Source organism: Longimicrobium sp., from assembly GCF_036280135.1.
Classification (GTDB): Bacteria; Gemmatimonadota; Gemmatimonadetes; order Longimicrobiales; family Longimicrobiaceae; genus Longimicrobium.
On the sequence record NZ_DASURI010000198.1, the window covers coordinates 1 to 13541 of the forward strand.

Below are 13541 nucleotides of genomic sequence, written 5' to 3' on the forward strand. Positions count from 1 at the left end.
TCGTACCTTCGTACCTTCGTACCTTCCGTACCTTCGTACCCGCCGTTACGCCGCCACGGCCGGGGCCGCGGGCGTGCGGCCGATGGAGACGTACTCGAAGCCCGTCTCGGCCATGCGCGCCGGGTCCCACAGGTTGCGCCCGTCGAACACCAGCGGCTCGCGCAGGCCGGTGCGGATGCGCTCGAAGTCCGGCGTGCGGTACGCGTGCCACTCCGTCAGCACCAGCAGGGCGTCGGCCCCGTCCAGGCAGTCGTAGTTGTGCTCGCACAACGTAAGCCCGCCCTCCGCCAGCAGGTCGGCGAAGTGGCGCGTGGCCTCGTGCCGCGCCTCGGGGTCGTGCGCGCGCACCCGCGCGCCGGCCGACACCAGGCCGCGGACCACGTCCAGCGACGGCGCCTCGCGCATGTCGTCCGTCTCGGGTTTGAACGACAGGCCCCACACGGCAAAGGTGCGCCCCGACAGGTCCTCGCCGTAGCGCTCCGTCACCCGCTCCAGCAGCACCTTCTTCTGCTGGGCGTTCACCTTTTCCACGCCCTCCAGGATGGCCGGGTCCACGCCCGTCTCGCGCAGGGTGTGCACGAGCGCCTTGACGTCCTTGGGAAAGCAGCTGCCGCCGTAGCCGATGCCCGCGTACAGGAACGCCGGCCCGATGCGGTCGTCCGTGCCGATGCCCTGGCGCACCAGCCCCACGTCGGCGCCCACGGCCTCGCACAGGTGCGCGATGGTGTTCATGAACGAGATGCGCGTGGCCAGCATGGCGTTGGCCGCGTACTTGGTGATCTCGGCGGACGCGATGTCCATGAACAGGATGGGGTTGCCCTGCCGCACGAACGGCGCGTACAGCTCCGCCAGGCGGGCGCGGGCGTGCTCGCTCTCCACGCCCACGACCACGCGGTCGGGCTTCATGAAGTCCTGCACGGCCGCCCCCTCCTTGAGGAACTCGGGGTTGGAGCAGACGTGGAACGGGCGGTCCGTGTGGCGGCGGATGGCGGCCCGGACCTTGTTGGCCGTGCCCACCGGGACGGTGCTCTTGGTGATGACGATCTTCTCGGGCCCGTCCGCGGGCATGTTGCGGCCCACCGTCTCGGCCACGGCCAGCACGTGCTGCAGGTCCGCCGAGCCGTCCTCGCCCGGGGGCGTGCCCACGGCGATGAAGATGACCTCCGCCTCGCGGACGGCCGCCGCCACGTCGGTGGTGAACGACAGGCGCCCCTCGCGCAGGTTGCGCTCCACCATGGGCTCCAGCCCCGGCTCGTAGATGGGGATCTCACCGCGGTTCAGCCGGTCGATCTTGCCGGCGTCGATGTCGGCGCAGACGACGTCGTTGCCCGTCTCCGCCAGGCAGGCGCCGGCCACGAGTCCCACGTAGCCGGTGCCCACGACTGCGATCTTCATGCGTTCCGTCAGACGGTTTGGGAAGCAGCGGGCCGCGCGTTGCCGGGCCCGGAAAGGGCGGCAACATAGAAGTCCGCGGGCCGTGCCGCAACAAAGGGAGCACCGCGCGCGCAAGGCGGACGCTCCGTCCGCTTCGCTTGCCCGCCCCGGGCCCGCGCGCCTAAGTTCCGCGCCCCGCCGGCCCCGTTGTCGCGCCGGCGGACGTGCCCACGGCTGCCCCTGACGGACCGAATGACGAGCACTCCCCCCGCCCCCCTGCGCGAGCGGCTGGCGCCGCGCGTCACCCAGCACTTTCCGGGCTTTGAGCGGCACCGCGAGCTGTCCGCGCGGCTGGGCGACCGGACGCGGGTGTACGCGTTCCGGGACGAGGACTGCCGCGACTGGTACCGCCGGTTCGCCGCCGACGTGCTGCGGGCCGTGGACGAGCACCGCTATCTCCCCGTGTACCGGATGGCGGACGGGGAGTTCTCGTTTGCCCTGGGCCCCCCGGAGGAGTTCCTGCCCTGGCGCCGGCTGGGCCCCCGCCGCGCCCTCAAGCGCGTCCTGGCCACGGTGACGGGCCGCCGCGGCCGCCACGCCAGCGGCTCGCCCAACTACCGCGTCAACGAGACCTACTCGCGCGACGAGCGCCAGTCGCTGCTGCGGCGCTACGCCGCCGACCTGGCGTTCATCGCCCGGCACGGCTACCTGGCCCTGGGACTGGACGACAGCCCGTTCTTTGCCCCGTTCCACCCGTTCATCGAGAACTGGCTGGACGGCGCGGGCGTGCACCTGCACGCGGGCAACTACGTGCACTTCTACGCCGTCTACGCGCTGCTCAACGGCCCCGACGGCGACCGGCTGCTCCGGGGGCGGCGGGTGCTGGTGGTCAACCACCTGCCGCCGGAGCGGCGCGCCGTGCTGGACGCCGCCCTGCGGGCGCGCGGCGCCGCCGACGTGCGCTTTCTCCCCATCTCGCGCGACAAGGCCATGCTGGAGACGCTGGACCCGGGGGCCGTGGACGGGCCCGTGGACCTGGCGCTGGTGGGCGCGGGGGTGGGCGCGGCCAACGTGCTGCGGCAGCTGGAGCCCCTGGGCGCGCCCTGCATCGACGCGGGGTTCGCCCTGGACCTCATGGCCCAGCCGGAGATGCGGTGGGACCGCCCGTACTGCGTCCCCGACGGGGAGTTCGACCCCGAGCGCATCCGCTTTCTCCCCGCCGACGCGCTGCGGCGCCTGCGGTCCGGCGCCTGAGCGCCCGCGGACGTCCGGCGGAAGGGACGGAGGGGGTTGAACAAGGGCCGCAACAAATCGGCGGGACGCGGGTACGGTGGCCCCCGCGCACCGGCGCCGGCCTGTTCCGCCCGTGTGAAGGCCGTTATATTCTCCGGGCTTAGGCCCGAACCGCGTACACCGTACACCGTACACCGTTACGATCGCCGTGAAGCCGTACCCGCGCCGCCTCCTGTTCCTGCTCGCGCTGCTGGCCCTGTTCGCCCCCGTGGCGCGGGCGGCCGCCCAGACCGGCGGCACGCTGCGTCCCGGCGACGCCATCCGGGTGGAGATCTGGCGCGAGCAGGACCTGAGCGGCGACTACACCATCTCGGTGGACGGCACGGTGACGCTCCCCCTGCTGGGACGCCAGCGGCTGGTGGACATCCCCATCGAGATGCTGCGCGACACGCTCACGGCGCAGTACCGGGTGCACCTGCGCAACCCGTCCATCAACGTCACCCCCATCCGCCGCGTGACGGTGCTGGGCGAGGTGCAAAAGCCGGGACTGTACGGGGCCGACCCCACCCTGGCCCTGGCGGGGCTGGTGGCCATGGCGGGCGGGACCACGCCCAACGGCAGCCTGAACCGCATCCGCATCGTGCGCGAGGGCCAGGTGCTGCGCCAGCGGGTGGGCGCGGGCGAAACGCTGTCCAGCGCCGACGTGCGCTCCGGCGACCAGATCATCGTGGACGAAAAGAGCTGGTTCGCGCGAAACAGCACCTTCGTGGTGAGCACCATCCTTACCGTGGGCAGCGTCATCACCTCCATCATCCTCCGGTAACGGGGGCGGGGGAAGACCGACCCGCGCGGGACCCTTCCGGGCAACACGGCCAGGCCCGGCGCCGGAGCTACCGGCGCCGGGCCCACGGCGTTAGACGGCCGGCCGGCGACCGGCCGTTCCCCACTTCTTGAACGGTACATGGCAGAGCTGCGCAAGCACGCGCCGGCCGCGGACGAAGCGGAAGGCGGCCTGAGCATCCTGGACATCTGGCACACGGTGCGCCGCCACAAGTGGGTCGTGGCGGCCGTCACGGCCACCCTGCTGGCCCTGGGCGCGCTGTACACCTGGACGCAGGCCCCCGTCTACGAAAGCGCCGGCTCGCTCCTCATCGACGACAAGCAGCCCGGCATCAACCTGATGGCGGAGCTGGCCCCCCTGGCGGGCGGGGGCGGCGGTCGCGGCGTGGAGACCGACATGACGGTCATGCGCAGCCGCCTGATCGCCGAGGCCGTGGCCGACTCGCTGGCCCTGCACGTGGACGTGGTCAAGCCCCGGGTGGCCCGCGGCGAGATCCTGGACGTGCTGTTCGCCCCCCGCACCACCGTGTACCGCGAGTACACCCTGGCCCGCCAGGACGACGGCTCGTACCGCGCCACGGGCAAGGGCATGCGGCCCGCCACGGTGCGCGTGGGCCAGCCCGCGCGCCTGGGGCAGACCACCATCCTGCTCAAGCCGTCCGTGAACCGCCGGCGGCCCGAGGAGATCGTCGTGGCCGTGCAGCCGTTCCTGGGCGCTGTGGCGGGGCTGCGGCGCGTGCTGAACGTGGGGCGCGAGAGCCGCGACGTGATGGTGGTGAACCTCACGTACCGCCACACGGACCCGGAGCTGGCCGCCGCCGTGCCCAACGCCGTGGCCCGGCAGTTCATCCGCCACAAGGCGGGCAGCGAGAGCGCCGAGTCCGCGGGACTGGTGACCTTCCTGCGCGAGCAGGTCTCCGGCTACGAGGAGCAGCTGCGCAACGCCGAGGTCAACCTGCGGGCGTTCCGCGAGGCCTCGCGGGTGGTGGCCCCCAAGGAAGAGGCCACGGAGCAGGTCAAGCAGCTGGCCCTGCGCACGGCCGAGCGCGACGCCAAGCGGGCGGAGCGCGACGCCCTGGCCGGGCTGCTGCAGCGCGTGACGGCCTCGGCGCCCGCGACCGGCGGCAGCTCGCCGTACCGGCAGCTGGCCTCGTTCCCCATCTTCCTGCAGAACCGGCTGGTGCAGGACCTGGTGGCCGCCATCACCACCCTGGAGAACCGGCGCACGGAGCTGCTGGTGCAGCGCACCGAGTCGCACCCCGAGGTGGTGGGCATCAACGAGCGCATCAGCGAGCTGGAGCAGCAGCTGTACCGCACGGCCCGCGGCTACCAGGAAAGCCTGGACACGGAGCTGGCCAGCATCGAGGGCGAGCTGGCGCGCTTTGGCACGCAGCTGCAGACCATCCCCGCCCGCGAGCTGGAGTTCGCCCGCCGCCAGCGCGAGCAGTCGCTGCTGGAGGAGCTGTACACGCTGCTGCAGACGCGGCTGAAGGAGGCGGAGATCGCCAACGCGGTGGAGCCCACCAACATCCGCATCCTGGACTCGGCGCTCGTGCCCGGCAGGCCCGTGGCGCCGTCGCCGCTCAAGAACCTGGTGCTTGCGGGCGCGTTCGGGCTGCTGCTGGGCGTGGGCCTGGCCATGGGGCTGGAGGCGCTGGACACCAAGGTGCGCACGGAAGACGAGGCCGCGTCGCTCTCCGGCGGCGTGCCGGTGCTGGGGACCATCCCCCGCATTCGCCTCAAGGGCATCCCCATCCACGGGCGCGGCAACGGCGACGGGCACATGCCCGGCCGCCTGGTGACGCAGAGCGACCCGCGCAGCCCCGTGAGCGAGGCGTACCGCGCCCTGCGCACCAACCTCACCTTTGCCGGGATCGACGGGGCGCCGCAGGTGGTGGTGGTCACCAGCGCCATGCCGGGCGACGGCAAGAGCACCAGCGCCGCCAACCTGGCCGTGACGCTGGCCCAGCAGGGCACGCCCACGCTCCTGGTGGACGCCGACCTGCGCAAGGGGCTGCTGCACCACCTGGTGGGCGGCAGCAAGGAGCCGGGCCTTACCCACGTGCTGCTGGGCCGCGCCTCGCTGGACGATGCCGTGCAGCAGATCCCCGTGGGCGACAGCGGGGTGCCGCTCTCGTTCCTTCCCGCGGGCGTGTTCCCCCCCAACCCGGCGGAGCTGCTGGGCTCCGAGCGCATGCGCGACCTCATGCGCGACCTGCGCAAGCGGTTCGGGGCCATCGTGCTGGACGCGCCGCCGCTCATGCACGTGACGGACGCCGCGGTGCTGGGCGGCATGGCCGACAGCACGCTGCTGGTGGCCCGCGCCGGCAGCACGGAGCGCGAGGCGCTGCGCCACGCCGCCGGGCGCCTGGAGCTGCTGCGCGCCCCCGTGGGCGGCGTGGTGCTCAACGACCTGGAGATGGCGCAGGCGGGCTACGGCTACTACGGGATGGAGGACGAGCCGCAGAACGGCAACGGGCGGCGCAACGGAACGGGCCACTGATCCCCTTCCCCGCCCCGCACACGACGGAGCCCCGGCGCGATCCCGCGCCGGGGCTCTTCTCGTTCCGCCTTTGGAGAGCACGAAATTCCGCATCCCTGGCGCCGCCAGCACGGACGCGCGGGACAGGTCTACGGAACGTTGCACACGGGGCCTTCGGCCAACGGAGTCAACGGTAACGGATCGAAAGAAAACCGTTGACTCCGTTCGCCGCAGGCGCCGTGTGAGAATGCTGTTTCGGCCCGCGGAGGATATCGCGTCGGGGATCGTCCCCGCAGGCGATCCTGGTGGATGAGAAGGAGGCGCGGAGAGCCGGGCTCTCCGCGCCTCTTTCCGTCCCGCATGGGCAAACGATCCGCCCGGCCTACTCCTCCGCGGGACGGCGCACCCAGCAGATGCGGTCCATGCCGTGCGTGCGCCCCCACGTCTCCAGCGCGTTGCGGATGCGCGCCTCGTCCGCCGCGTCGTGGATGACGGGGTCGCGCAGGTCCGCGTATCCCGGCGGGATGTTCCCCGAGTAGCCGTTGACGGTGGGGATGCCCGAGAGGAGCTGCATCCACTGCGCGTCGCCCTGGTACTGCTCCATGAGGCGGGACACGGGGCGGCCCGGCGCCTGGACGGGGGAAAAGTAGAACCGGGGGCACCCCGCCGGGATGTGGCTCGCCAGGCGCGCGATGCGGGCGTGGTGCCCGGCCTTGTCGTACGAGCCCGAGCGGCGGCCCTGCTCCAGCAGCGCCACGGCGCCCACGGCCAGGGCCAGCCCCACGTGCCGGCGTCCCAGCCGGTCCAGCGACAGGGCCAGCCCCACGGCGGCCGGCAGCAGCACCAGCAGCCCGATGCGGGCCACGTACCGGATGGCGCTCGCGCCCGGCACCAGCCGGTACGGCAGGTGCCACAGGGTAATCTGCCCCGGCAGCGTCGTGGACACCACGATCGTCGCCAGCGCCACGACCAGCAGGAATTGCACGGGGGGGCGCCGGCGCGCATGCCACAGTCCCAGCGCCGCCGCCGCGAACGCCACCAGCCCCAGCCCGTTCTCCTGCTCGTGCGGAAACGGCAGCCGCACGAACACGTCGGGCCGCATGATCCAGCCGTACAGCCAGTTGTCCGGACCCATGTACGCCCACGTGTGTGGGCGGGGCATGCAGCAGTACGCCTCCAGGAACGTGCGCTGCGCCACCTCGCGCGAGGCCGACAGGTAGCGCATGGCCATGGGCGCCACCGCCAGGGCCGCCACGGCGCCGAACCCCGCCACGGCCGCGGCATTGCGCCGCAGCACGGCCAGCAGCCGCGCGCGGTACGGACGGCGGACCAGCGCCCACGCCAGCGCGAACAGCAGGGCCATCCCCAGGAAGAAGCCCATGTAGAAGCCCGCGTACAGCTGCGCCGCCACCGCCGCGCAAAAGACGGCGATCCATCCCGTGGCCCGCGGACCCCCCGTCCCCTCCGCCGTGTCCGGCCGCAGCGCGAACACCCGGACAAGGGCGTACGCGGCCAGCACGGAGTAGAACTGCCCCTGCAGGTGCAGCCGGTCGATGTGCGACAGGCGCATGCCGGCGAACGCGAACAGGAAGGCGCCCGCGCACGCGGCGGGCATGCGCACGCCCACGGCGCGGCGCAGGAACAGGTACGCCGCCGTGAAGTTGAGCGTGGAAAGGGTGAGCACCCACAGCTGCAGCGACGTTTCCACCCCGAACCCCGCGCCCCGGTACAGCCAGTAGAGGGGCGCGATGCCCAGCATGGTCTCGCTGTACGCGGCCACCCCCCGCTGGCCCACGAAGAACGGCATCTCCCAGAACGCCTCGTGGCCGGGCGCCTGGCGCAGCCACAGCCAGGTGTGCTCCAGGAAGTAGTTCACCAGGCGCGAGTCGGCGTCCACCGGCTGCATGCGCGCAAAGCCGGAGAGCAGCACCGGGTGGTGGGCCATGAGCAGCCCCGCCAGGCAGAACGCCAGGGGAACGGCCACGCGGGCCAGCCGGGCGGCGGACCCGCGGGCGGCGCCGCGGCCGGCCCCGTCGCCGGCGCGGCCCGGGGCGGCGGCAGGAGAAACGGTCGTCATTCGCAAAGAAGGAGCGCCTCGCGGCGCTCCTGGAGAAAAGGTCCGGCCCCCGGCGAGCCTACTCGCGGCCCGCCGTCATCCGCGGCGGCTGCGCCGCGGCCGGCTGGCCCACGAGGGGCGTGGACACGTAGCGTGGGGGCCGGGGCGACAGCAGGTTGGCCCGCAGGATGTGCCAGAACGCCGCCACGCCGTCCTTCCAGCCGATCTTCTTGCCCTCGGCGTAGGTGCGGCCGTTGTAGCTCACGGGAAGCTCGTAGATGCGCGCGCCCGACTTGGCCAGGCACGCCGTGATCTCGGGCTCGATGCCAAAGCGGTCCGTGCGCAGGGGAAGCGTACGGAGCAGGTCCGTGCGCATCATCTTGTAGCACGTCTCCATGTCCGTGAGGTTGATGTTCGTGAACATGTTGGACATGAGCGTGAGCACGCCGTTGCCCACCCGGTGCCAAAAGTACAGCACGCGGCGGGGGCCTCCCATGAAGCGGCTGCCGAACACGGCGTCGGCGCGGCCGTCCAGGATGGGCTCGATCAGGTGCGTCAGGTCGAACGGATCGTACTCCATGTCCGCGTCCTGGATGACCGTGATCTCGCCCGTGGCGTGGGCAAAGCCCGTGCGCACGGCCGCGCCCTTGCCCCGGTTCACCTCGTGCAGCACCAGCACGTCGATGAGCCCCTCGTCCCGGAGACGCGTGAGCACGTCGCGGGTGCCGTCGCGGGATCCGTCGTCCACCACCACCAGCTCCATGGTGAGCGGCACGGCGCGCACGCGCAGCAGCGCGGCCTCCACGCTGGCGGCCTCGTTGTAGACGGGGATGACGACGGAAAGCCGGATGGGGCTCGGGTTCGGGGTCATGGCAGTCTCCATTCAGGCCTGGGCGACGGCCAGCAGGCTTTGGCCCAGCGGCGGCGACCAGTGCCGCTCCAGCTTCATCAGCCAGGGAATCACCAGGCGGTCGTAGGTGGCCACGTCGCGCGGGTTGAGCGTCTTTTTGCGCAGCACGCGCCCCGTGACGAACCACGCCAGCACGCCCGGCAGGTTCACGTAGCGAAGAACGGGCACGCCAAAGCCCGCGCCCTCCAGGGCCGCCCGCAGGGTGCGGCGCGTGTACCGGCGGTGGTGCTCGAACACCGTGTCCAGGCTGCCGTAGATGGCGGGCAGGGCCGGGACAAATATGAGCAGCCGCCCCCCCGGCCGCAGCACGCTCCGGGCCGCGCGCAGGAACGCGGCGTCGTCGGGCACGTGCTCCAGCACGTTCACCGTCACCACACTGTCCACGGAAAAGTCGGCCGTGTGCTGCTCCAGGTAGCCGTGCACGGCCCGCACGCGCGGGTCGTGGGCAAACCGCTCGCGCAGCAGCGGGTAGTTGTTGCCGGCCGGCTCCAGCAGCCCCAGCTGCTCCACCCCGGGCGCCCCCGCCAGCAGCGCCGAGAAGGTGCCGATCCCGGCGCCCACCTCCAGCACGCTCCGGCCCAGGTGGGGCTGGAAGAACGAGAGAATGGCCTGATAGTAGTTGGGCGCCGACGCCATGGCGTCGAGCTCGGAGCTCGCGTACGTGAAGCTGCTGGCCATCGCTGGAGAGTACGAAGGTGAGGCGCGAAATGTCGCAGTGATCACGCACCGGCGCAACCCCTGCCCCGCGCGGAGAACTGCAACGGATTCTCACGCAGAGCCGCGGAGGCGCGGAGTACCCCGGATCCTGCCCGGGACAGCTCCTCCTCCTCCCCCACCCTCACCCCCTGGATCCGAACGACGGTGTACGGGGCTGACCTGGCACGGGATGGGGGACTCTGCGTCCTCCGCGGCTCTGCGTGAGAACGCCGTTGCCGTAAAAGACGGAGGGCGCGGATGACCGTCCGCGCCCTCCCGGACCCGCTCCGCGTGAGCCGTGCGGATCAGTACGCCGCGATGCCCGTGATGTCCTGGCCCAGGATCAGCGCGTGGACGTCGTGCGTGCCCTCGTACGTGTACACCGACTCCAGGTTCGCCATGTGGCGCATGGACTGGTACTCGATGAGGATGCCGTTGCCGCCCAGCAGGCGCCGCGCCTCGCGGGCGACCTCCGTGGCCATGTTCACGTTGTTGCGCTTGGCCAGCGACACCTGCTCCGGCCGCATGGTGCCCCCCTCCTTGAGGTGCCCCAGGCGCCACGCCAGCAGCTGCGCCTTGGTGATCTCGGTGAGCATCTCCGCCAGCCGCACCTGCTGGATCTGCGTGCCGCCCAGGGGCCGGCCGAACATCTCGCGGTTCGTCGCGTACTTCACCGCCTCGTCGTAGCACGCCATGGCCGCGCCGATGGCGCCCCAGGCAATGCCGTAGCGGGCCTGCGTAAGGCACATCAGCGGGCTCTTGAGGCCGCCCGACTTGGGCAGCAGGGCGCTGTCGGGCACGCGCACGTCCTGCAGCACCAGCTCCGACGTGTCCGACGCTAGCAGCGACAGCTTGCCCTTCTGGTCCTTGGCCGTGAACCCCGGCGTGTCCGTGGGCACGATGAAGCCGCGGATGCTCTTGCTGTCGTTGAGCTCGCCCGTCTTGGCCCAGATGATGGCGATGTTGGCCGTGGACCCGTTGGTGATCCACATCTTGGCGCCGTTGAGCACCCACCCGTCGTCCGTCTTTTGCGCCCGGGTGATCATGCCGCCCGGGTTGCTGCCGAAGTCCGGCTCCGTGAGGCCAAAGCAGCCGATCACCTCGCCGGCGGCCATACGGGGCAGGTACTCGTGCTTTTGCTCCTCGCTGCCGAAGGCGTAGATGGGGTACATGCACAGGGCGCCCTGCACGGACGCAAAGGAGCGGATGCCGCTGTCGCCGCGCTCCAGCTCCTGCATGATGAGCCCGTAGGAGATGTTGTCCAGCCCCGCGCAGCCGTACTCCTCCGGCAGGTTGGCGCCAAACACGCCCAGCTCCGCCATCCCCGGGATGAGCTGCTTGGGCAGGTAGCGGCCGATGTAGGCGTCGTTGATGACGGGCATGAGCTCGTCGTCCACCCACTGGCGCACCGTGTCGCGGATCATCCGCTGCTCCTCGGTGAGCAGCGCGTCTATGTCGTAGTAGTCTACGCCCTGGAACCTGGCCATCTCGTTGCGGCGCTCGGCTGAAAGGTCGTCGTCTGGGTCCTCGGAAGGGGCGGAAGATAGACGCGCGGGGCACGCGGAGCAACCCGCGGGGGACGGAAAACGGCGGGCCCGCGTTCAGCGGACCCGCCGTTCCCGGTCGATGGCGCCTGCCGGCTCAGCCGCGGGGGGCCGGGCGCTTGACGCGCGGCGTGGGCTGGCGGCGGGCGCGCGACACCGACGCCCGGGCGCCCGTCGCGGCCTTGGCGGGCGCGGCGGCGGCGGGGCCCTGGTGCACGCGGCCGGCCATGCCGGCGGGGAGCGCGCGGGACGCCGGGGCCGGGGCCGGCTGGGCCGAGGCGGCCGGCAGCGCGCCCGTGCGGACGGGCTCCTGCGCCCGGGCGGCGCCCGCGGCGGTCACGGAGAGGGCAAGGGTCAGAAAGAGCGTGCGCATGGTCGTTCTCCGGTTCACGAGCGGGTCACGCTCAGGGTGTACGCGCCCGTGGCGCCGGGGCCAAAGGTGCCGGCGTCGATCACGAGCAGGATGGGCGACGAGCCCGGGTTGCGGTACGAAAGCTGGGCGTTGTTGCCGCCCGCCGAGTCGTCGTCCTCCACCACCGGGTCGCCGAACTGGTCGTACAGCGCCAGGTACGAATCCACGGCCGTGGACTCCATCCGCACGTTCAGCGTCTGGTTGGGATACAGCACCACCAGGTAGTCGTCGGCGTAGTAGCCGCCGAAGTTGCAGTCCGTATTGGCGATGGAGCCCGTGATGCTCACGCCCGGCACCACCCAGTACTCGTCGCAGTTGGCGTTGCCCGCCACCCCGGCCGACGACAGCTGGTACGCGCCCGTCTCGTCGGGGTCGTAGCTGGTGGCCGAGAGGAAGTAGTTGCCCGACGGGGCGAACACGCGGATGGTGGAGTTCACCGTGCCCTCGGCGCCGTCGTCGTTCACCGCCAGGATGTTTCCGTTGGCGTCGTACATCTCCAGCCAGCTGTCCACGCTGCTGGAGCTCATGGTGAACGACACGGCCTGGGCCGAGGGCAGGTTCACCGCGTAGTGGTCCACGTACTCGCCCGAGCTCAGGTGGCAGTCCGCCCCGCCCAGGCTGCCGCTGACGACGGCGCCCAGCGTAAAGGTCGTGGCCGTCTGGCAGGGGTCCTGGGCCGTGGCGGTGAATTGCACGGGCTGCAGCGACGGCACGCCGGCCGTCACCGTCTGGTTGCCGGCGGTGGCGCCCAGCGTCCACGTGCCGGACGTGGCATTGCCCGCCGCGTCCGTGATGGCCGAGGACGCCGCGACGGTGCCGCCGCCCGCGACGGTGAACGACACCGTGACGCCCGGCATGGGGTCGCCGCGCTGGTCCAGCACGCGCACGGCGGGCGCCTGGGCCACGGCCGTGCCGGCGATGGCCTGCTGCGTGGTGGCGGAGGTGGCGGTGATGCTGGTGGCCACGGCCGGGTTGGTGCCGCCGCCTTCACAGGCGGCGACGACGGTGGCCAGCGCGAGGGCGAGCCAGCCCTTGCCCACGAATTTCATGGGATTGCAGGGGGGTGCGGATGTGTTGGGATGCCGTTCCGGCGGGCCGATCAGGTATCGGATTCGCGGAGGGGAGGGCCGTCCGGTGCCGTGCACTTGGGGAAACTTCAGCGCATCACGCCCGTGACGGGTCAGAAAAGTAGCAGATGATTGTCGACGATGCAATCCCCATCTGTTTGGGGAAGTGCGTGCGTGCGGTAGTGCGTGCGTGAGTGCGGAAACGGGCTCTTCTGCCGTTGCAGTTCTCTGCGTCCTCCGCGGCTCTGCGTGAGAATGCAGTTGCCGTAGCGCCCACCCGTGACGGACGTCCGCGGACGCGAAGAGGCCCTCCCCGGACGCATCCGGAGAGGGCCCCTGCCCGCGTGAGCCACTCACGCACTCACGCACTACCGCACTCACGCACTCTCATTCAATCGTGTGCGACCCGTCCCGCTCGCTCTCGGGCGTGCCGGGGCGCGCCTTGCGGCGGTCCACCAGCGTCCACCAGAGCAGGATGAGCCCGATCACCGTCCACACCATCCCCACGACGGTGATGCCGCCCGGGATGGAGCCCAGGCCGTACCCCAGCGCCATCCCGCCGGCGATGGCGCCCACGATGTTGATCCACGGCGAAAGCAGCCAGTCGCGCATCATTCTCCCGTCGAACGGCCGCGCAGCACGTCGAACCACACGCGCCGCGCCACCTTGTAGGCCACGAACGTGAACAGCGCCCCCAGCACCAGCCACACCACCGACAGGGGCGACTCCAGCAGCCCGCTCCACCACAGCAGCCACAGGTACAGCACGGCCACCACGGCCGCCGGCAGCCACGACCGGCGCGTGGCCGAGTGGATGAGCGCGCGGCGGCACGCTTCGCACCAGCGCGCGTCGTCGGGCTTTTCGCCCTGCACCGAACGGCCGCACTTGCGGCAGTCGAACGGCGGATGCTCGTCCGCGGCGGCGGCC

General features: G+C 71.7%; 11 protein-coding genes and 1 pseudogene. 3 read left to right on the plus strand and 9 right to left on the minus strand.

Translation table 11 applies throughout. From position 1 onward, the window contains the following. Positions 1 to 45 precede the first annotated feature (45 nt). A complete protein-coding gene (locus tag VFZ20_RS05800; protein WP_329682892.1) occupies positions 46 to 1395 on the minus strand; it encodes a UDP-glucose/GDP-mannose dehydrogenase family protein in 1350 nt (449 codons plus the stop codon). A gap of 231 nt (positions 1396 to 1626) precedes the next feature. On the opposite strand from VFZ20_RS05800, the gene VFZ20_RS05805 reads away from it, so the two are divergent. The 3 genes from VFZ20_RS05805 to VFZ20_RS05815 all read left to right on the plus strand — a co-directional run bounded on the left by VFZ20_RS05805 (position 1627) and on the right by VFZ20_RS05815 (position 5950). Then, positions 1627 to 2628 (plus strand): hypothetical protein, encoded by a 1002-nt coding sequence (locus tag VFZ20_RS05805; protein ID WP_329682893.1) that lies wholly within the window; start codon positions 1627 to 1629, stop codon positions 2626 to 2628. Positions 2629 to 2815: 187 nt separating this feature from the next. Continuing rightward, positions 2816 to 3430 (plus strand): polysaccharide biosynthesis/export family protein, encoded by a 615-nt coding sequence (locus VFZ20_RS05810; protein WP_329682894.1) that lies wholly within the window; start codon positions 2816 to 2818, stop codon positions 3428 to 3430. A gap of 138 nt (positions 3431 to 3568) precedes the next feature. Then, positions 3569 to 5950, plus strand: coding sequence for a GumC family protein (locus tag VFZ20_RS05815; protein ID WP_329682895.1), 2382 nt, complete (start codon positions 3569 to 3571; stop codon positions 5948 to 5950). A gap of 361 nt (positions 5951 to 6311) precedes the next feature. Here the strand turns inward: VFZ20_RS05815 and VFZ20_RS05820 are convergent, their stop codons facing one another. From VFZ20_RS05820 to VFZ20_RS05855, 8 genes and pseudogenes are all read right to left on the minus strand, one after another. Next, positions 6312 to 8006 carry a hypothetical protein gene (locus VFZ20_RS05820; RefSeq protein WP_329682896.1) on the minus strand — a complete coding sequence of 565 codons (1695 nt, stop codon included), beginning with the start codon at positions 8004 to 8006 and terminating at the stop codon, positions 6312 to 6314. A gap of 58 nt (positions 8007 to 8064) precedes the next feature. Next, positions 8065 to 8856 carry a glycosyltransferase family 2 protein gene (locus VFZ20_RS05825; RefSeq protein WP_329682897.1) on the minus strand — a complete coding sequence of 264 codons (792 nt, stop codon included), beginning with the start codon at positions 8854 to 8856 and terminating at the stop codon, positions 8065 to 8067. A gap of 12 nt (positions 8857 to 8868) precedes the next feature. Beyond that, on the minus strand, positions 8869 to 9573 hold the full coding sequence (locus VFZ20_RS05830; RefSeq protein WP_329682898.1) for a class I SAM-dependent methyltransferase: 705 nt from the start codon (positions 9571 to 9573) through the stop codon (positions 8869 to 8871). 323 nt (positions 9574 to 9896) lie between these two features. Beyond that, the gene (locus VFZ20_RS05835) at positions 9897 to 11078 is read right to left on the minus strand and encodes an acyl-CoA dehydrogenase family protein (protein WP_329682899.1); all 1182 of its coding nucleotides are present in this window, start codon (positions 11076 to 11078) and stop codon (positions 9897 to 9899) included. Positions 11079 to 11232: 154 nt separating this feature from the next. Continuing rightward, positions 11233 to 11508, minus strand: a complete 276-nt coding sequence (locus VFZ20_RS05840) for a hypothetical protein (protein WP_329682900.1) — start codon at positions 11506 to 11508, stop codon at positions 11233 to 11235. 14 nt (positions 11509 to 11522) lie between these two features. Continuing rightward, a complete protein-coding gene (locus VFZ20_RS05845) occupies positions 11523 to 12596 on the minus strand; it encodes an Ig-like domain-containing protein (RefSeq protein ID WP_329682901.1) in 1074 nt (357 codons plus the stop codon). Between the two features lie 405 nt (positions 12597 to 13001). After that, entirely contained in the window at positions 13002 to 13229 is a 228-nt protein-coding gene (locus tag VFZ20_RS05850) for a hypothetical protein (RefSeq protein ID WP_329682902.1), read from the minus strand. Beyond that, a pseudogene (locus tag VFZ20_RS05855) lies at positions 13226 to 13541 on the minus strand (hypothetical protein); the annotation flags it as partial. The pseudogene VFZ20_RS05855 and the gene VFZ20_RS05850, both read right to left, overlap by 4 nt.